1 protein-coding gene is annotated in these 6276 nt (G+C 75.9%); it reads left to right on the plus strand.

Annotated features, from left to right (window positions below):
- Positions 1-6276: type I polyketide synthase (locus AC068A_RS36945; RefSeq protein WP_478590679.1), on the plus strand; the 6276-nt coding region annotated here is incomplete at both ends.

The raw sequence follows: 6276 nt of genomic DNA on the forward strand, positions 1-6276 counted from the left end.
CGTCCCGAGGCCGAGGCGCTCGTCACCGCCCTCGCCCGGGCCCACGTCCACGGCATCCGCGTCGACTGGCAGGCCTTCTTCGCCGGCACCGGCGCCCGCCGGGTCGACGACCTGCCCACCTACGCCTTCCAGCGGCAGCGCTACTGGATCGAGCCGGGCAGCCGGATCGGCGACCTCACCGCGGCCGGACTGGACGCGGCCGCACACCCGCTGCTCGGCGCGACGGTCGCCCTCGCCGACTCCGACGGCTTCGCCTTCACCAGCCTGCTGTCCGCCGCCACCCACCCCTGGCTGGCCGACCACCTGGTCATGGGCAGCATCCTGCTCCCCGGCACGGCCTTCGTCGACCTGGCGGTCTGGGCCGGAGACCAGGTCGGCTGCGACACCGTCGAGGAGCTGACCCTCGAAGCGCCGCTGATCCTGCCCGAACGCGGCGGCGTGCAGCTCCAGATCAACGTGAGCGCACCCGACGCCGACGGCTCCGGCCGGCGCTCCTTCAGCCTCTCCTCCCGCACGCAGGACGGTGCCGCCGACGAGTCCTGGACCCGGCACGCCGGCGGTGTCCTCGCCCGCGGCGCCGTCCCGGCCCGGTCGGTGTTCGCGGCCGGACAGTGGCCCCCGGCCGGCGCCGAACCCCATGCCACGGACGGCCTCTACACCGACCTGGCCGAGGTCGGCATGGGCTACGGCCCGGCCTTCCGCGGCCTCACCGCCGCCTGGCAGCACGGCGACAGCATCTACGCCGAGGTCGCCCTCCCCGAGGAAACCGCGGCCGCGGCCGGCGACTTCGGCCTCCACCCCGCACTGCTGGACGCGGCACTGCACACCCTCGGCCTCGGCGTCCTGGGCGGCACCGAGGGCGAGGGCCGGCTCCCGTTCGCCTGGAGTGGTGTCACCCTCCACGCGAGCGGCGCCGACGCCCTGCGCGTCCACCTCGCGCCGACCGGTGCGGGCGACGGCGTACGCCTGGAGATCGCGGACGTGACGGGCGCACCCGTCGCGACCGTCGACTCGCTCGTCCTGCGGGCCGTGTCGGCCGAGCAGGTCCGGGCGGCCCGCACCGCCCACCACGAGTCGGTGTTCCGCACCGAGTGGACGGCACTGCCCGCCGCCACCGCGACCGGCGCCGACGACGACACGGACGGGGACGCGGCCGGGGACCTGCGCGGTCGCTGGGCGGTCCTGGGGGCCGAGGTCCCCACCGCCCTGCTCGGCACGGGCGCCGGCACGGGCGCCGACGACATCGCCGTCTACGCGGACCCGGCCGGGCTGGCCGCTGCGGTCGACGCCGGAGCACCCGTCCCGGAGGTCGTGGTCGCCGTCTACGCAGCAGCCGACTCCGCCGCACCGGAGCTGTCCGCCGAGGCCGTGCACCGGGCCTCGCACCACGCCCTCGCCCTCGCCCGGACCTGGCTGGGGGAGGAGCCGTTCACCGGCGACCGGTTCGCCGCCACCCGCCTCGTCGTCCTCACCTCGGGCGCGGTCGCGGCCGGTGACGCCGCCACCGGCGCCGACACCGTCACCGACCCCGTCCACGCCGCCGTCCGCGGCCTGCTGCGCTCCGCACAGGCCGAGAACCCCGACCGGCTGCTGCTGCTCGACACCGACGGCACCGAGGACTCCGTACGCGCCCTGCCCGCCGCCCTCGCCGCAGCCCGGGCCGCCGGCGAGCCGGAACTCGCCCTGCGCGCCGGCACCGCCCTCGCGCCGCGCCTCGCCCGCGTGGCCCGGCAGCCCGAGGAAGCGGAGGACGGCGAGCAGCCGGCCGCGGCCGGAGTCCGGTACGCGCCGGATTCGACCGTGCTGATCACCGGCGCGGGCGGTCTCCTCGGCGGGCTGATCGCCCGCCGCCTCGTCGCCGAGCACGGCGTACGGCACCTGCTGCTCGTCGGCCGTCGCGGCGGCTCCACCCCCGGGGCCCGGCGCCTCGCCGACGAACTCACCGCCGCGGGCGCCTCGGTGACCTGGGCCGCCTGCGACGTCGCCGACCGCGACGCGCTGGCCGCCGTACTGGAGGCGATACCCGACGCGCACCCGCTCGGTGCGGTCGTCCACACCGCCGGCGTCCTCGACGACGGCGTGATCACCTCCCTCACCCCCGAGCGCCTGTCGGCCGTCCTGCGCCCCAAGGCCGACGCGGCCGTCCACCTGCACGAGCTGACCCGCGACCTAGACCTCTCCGCCTTCCTCCTCTTCTCCTCCATCGGCGGCGTCTTCGGCGGCGCCGGCCAGGGCAACTACGCGGCCGCCAACGTCTTCCTCGACGCCTTCGCCCACCACCGCCGCTCCCTCGGGCTCCCCGCCACCTCCCTCGCCTGGGCCCTGTGGGCCGACGGCTCGGGCATGGCCGGCAGCCTCACCGACGCCGACGTCAGCCGCATGACCCGCGGCGGACTGCCCCCGCTCACCTCGGCCGAGGGCCTCGACCTCTTCGACCTCGCGCACCGCCTCGACGAGCCCGCACCGGTCCTCATGCGGATCGACCCCGCCGGGCTGCGCCCCCAGGCCCAGGCCGGCACCCTCTCCCCGCTGCTGCGCGCACTGGTACGGGTCCCCGCCCGCCGGTCCGCGGGCGCCGCGGCCGCCGCGGCGGCGGGCGCCTCCGGTCTGCGGCAGCGCCTCGCCGGCCTCCCGGCCGCCGAGCAGGAACGCACGCTCCTCGACCTGGTCCGCAAGCAGGTCGCCGCGGCCCTCGGCTACCCGAACGCCGCCGCCGTCGAACCGGGCCGCTCCTTCAAGGAACTGGGCTTCGACTCGCTCACCGCCGTCGAACTGCGCAACCTGCTCGGCGAGGCCACCGGCCGCCGCCTGCCCGCCACCCTCGTCTTCGACTACCCGACGGCCACCGCCCTCGCCCAGTACCTCCGCGAGGAGCTCGCCGGCGACCCCGCCGACGACGCCGGCACCGCAGCCGGCACGGCCGGCGCAGGCCGCCTCCCGGCCCGCCGACGGGCCGCCGCCTCGGCACGCGCCACCGCCACCGACGACGACCCGATCGCCGTCGTCGCGATGAACTGCCGCTTCCCCGGCGGCATCGCCTCCCCCGAGGACCTGTGGCGGATGCTCGCCGAGGGCCGCGACGGCATCACCGCCTTCCCCGCCGACCGAGGCTGGGACCTCGACACCCTCTACAGCGACGATCCCGACCGCGAAGGCACCAGCTACGTCCGCGAGGGCGGCTTCCTGCACGAGGCCGCCGACTTCGACGCCGCCTTCTTCGGGATCTCCCCGCGCGAAGCCCTCGCCATGGACCCGCAGCAGCGCCTGCTGCTGGAGACCACCTGGGAGACCTTCGAACGCGCGGGCATCGACCCGACCGCCCTGCGCGGCAGCCGCACCGGCGTGTTCGTCGGCTCCAACGCCCAGGACTACCTCCAGCTCTGGCTCGACGACGCCAACGGCGCCGACCTCGAAGGACACCTCGGCACCGGAAACGCCGCCAGCGTCGTCTCCGGCCGCATCTCCTACACCTTCGGCCTCGAAGGCCCCGCCGTCACCATCGACACGGCCTGCTCCTCGTCGCTCGTCACCCTGCACCTCGCCGCCCAGGCCCTGCGCCGCGGCGAATGCGCGATGGCCCTCGCGGGCGCGGTGACCATCATGTCCACGCCCGGCGCGTTCACCGAGTTCAGCCGCCAGCGCGGCCTGGCCGGCGACGGCCGCATCAAGGCGTTCGCCGCGGCCGCCGACGGCACGATCTGGTCAGAAGGCGTCGGCCTGCTCCTCCTGGAGCGGCTCTCCGACGCCCGCCGCAACGGGCACCCCGTCCTCGCCGTGGTCCGCGGCACCGCCGTCAACCAGGACGGCGCCTCCAACGGGCTCACCGCCCCCAACGGCCCCTCGCAGCAGCGCGTCATCCGCGAGGCCCTCGCCGACGCCGGCCTGACCGCCGCCGAGGTCGACGCCGTCGAAGCCCACGGCACGGGCACCCGGCTCGGCGACCCGATCGAGGCGCAGGCCCTGCTCGCCACGTACGGGCAGGACCGGCCGGAAGGGCAGCCGCTGTTCCTGGGCTCGGTGAAGTCGAACATCGGGCACACCCAGGCCGTCGCCGGTGCCGCCGGCGTCATCAAGATGGTCATGGCCATGCGGCACGGCCTGCTGCCGCGGACCCTCCACATCGACGAGCCGACCCCCTACGTGGACTGGTCCGCGGGCGACATCGAGCTGCTGACCGAGCAGCGGGCCTGGCCCGAGACCGGTCGCCCGCGCCGCGCCGGCATCTCCTCGTTCGGCTACAGCGGCACCAACGCCCATGCCGTCCTCGAACAGGCACCGCAGACAGGCGGGTCGGCGTCGCGCACGGAGCCCGTCACGGCGACGGGGGCCGGGCTCCCGGTCCCGCCGGTCCTGCCGTGGACGGTCTCCGGCCGCACGGCCGCCGCCCTGCGCGCCCAGGCGGCGCGCCTGCGCCCGGCCGCGGTCGACGTGCTGGCGGCGTCCGGCCCCCGGGGCGCGCTCGACCTCGGCCACTCCCTGGCCGTGCACCGGGCCGCCCTGGAGCACCGCGCCGTGGTGTTCGGCCAGCCGTCGGACGGCGAGGCACTCGTCACGCGCCTGGAGGCCCTCGCGGCCGGCGAGCAGGTTCCGGGGCTGGTGCAGGGCTCGGTGTCGGGCGGCGGGCTGGCCTTCCTGTTCACCGGGCAGGGCAGCCAGCGGCTCGGCATGGGCCGTGAGCTGTACGACGCCTTCCCCGTGTTCGCCCAGGCCCTCGACGCCGTCTGCGAGAAGCTCGCACTTCCGCTGAAGGACGTGCTGTTCGGGACGGACGCGGGCCTGCTGGACCGGACGGAGTGGACCCAGCCGGCGCTGTTCGCGGTCGAGGTGGCGCTGTTCCGCCTCGTCGGATCGTGGGGCGTGCGGCCGGACTTCGTGGCCGGCCACTCGATCGGCGAGATCGCCGCCGCGCATGTCGCGGGCGTCCTGTCCCTGGACGACGCGTGCACGCTGGTCGCGGCCCGCGGCCGGCTGATGCAGGCGCTCCCGGCCGGCGGGGCCATGATCGCCCTGCAGGCCTCGGAGGACGAGGTCCTGCCGCTGATCGGCGAGGGCGACCGGGTGGGCATCGCCGCGGTCAACGGCCCGCAGTCGGTCGTGATCGCCGGCGACGAGGACGCCGCCGTCGCCATCGCCGAGTCGTTCTCCGACCGGAAGGCGAAGCGGCTGACCGTCAGCCACGCGTTCCACTCGCCGCACATGGACGGCATGCTGGACGACTTCCGCCAGGTGGTGGCGGGGCTGGCCTTCGAGGCCCCCCGCATCCCGGTCGTCTCCCACCTGACCGGCGCCCTCGTCACCGACGAGATGGGCACGGCGGACTTCTGGGTCCGGCACGTCCGCGAGGCCGTCCGCTTCCTCGACGGCGTCCGCGCCCTGGAAGCCGCCGGTGCGACCACCTTCATCGAGCTGGGCCCGGACGGGGTGCTGTCCGCCCTCGCCCAGGAGTGCCTGACGGGTGCGGCCGACGTCGCCTTCGTGCCGGTCCTGCGTGCGGGCCGTCCGGAGGCGGAGACGGCCGTCGCCGCCGTCGCCCGGGCCTATGTGCGGGGCGTGGAGGTGGACTGGTCCGCGTTCTTCGCCGGTACCGGCGCCGAGCGCGCCGAGCTGCCGACGTACGCCTTCCAGCGGCAGCGCTACTGGCCCGAGAAGTCCCCGTCGAGCGGCAGCACGGTGCCCGCCGGGGCACCCGGCGCGGTGGACGCCCGCTTCTGGCAGGCGGTGGAGCACGGGGACCTCGCCTCCCTGGCCGCCGAGCTGGAGGTGGACGCCGACGCGCCGTTCAGCGAGCTCGTCCCCGCCCTGTCCGCGTGGCGGCGACAGGGGCAGGAACAGTCCGAGGTGGACGGCTGGCGCTACCGGGTGTCGTGGAAGCCGCTGACGGATGCGGCGGCTGCTGCGCGACTGTCCGGTGCCTGGCTGGTGGTGACTCCTGCTGCCGGTGTCGACGGCACCCGGGCCGTGGTGGATGCCTTGGCGGGCCGTGGTGCCGAGGTCCGGCAGGTGGTCGTCGAGTCCGGTGCCGATCGTGGCGTGGTGGCGGGTCTGCTGGCCGGGGCCGATGCCGGTGCCGTGGCGGGTGTGGTGTCGCTGCTCGCTCTGGATGAGGCCGCTGGTGTGGTGGCCACGGCTGTTCTGGTGCAGGGGCTGGGTGATGCCGGGGTGGAGGCGTCGTTGTGGTGTCTGACCCGTGGTGCGGTGAGCGTGGGTCGTTCGGACCGTCTCGTCTCGGCGGTTCAGGCCCAGGTGTGGGGTCTGGGCCGGGTGGCGGCTCTGGAG

This window comes from Streptomyces sp. NPDC043854, from assembly GCF_056436005.1.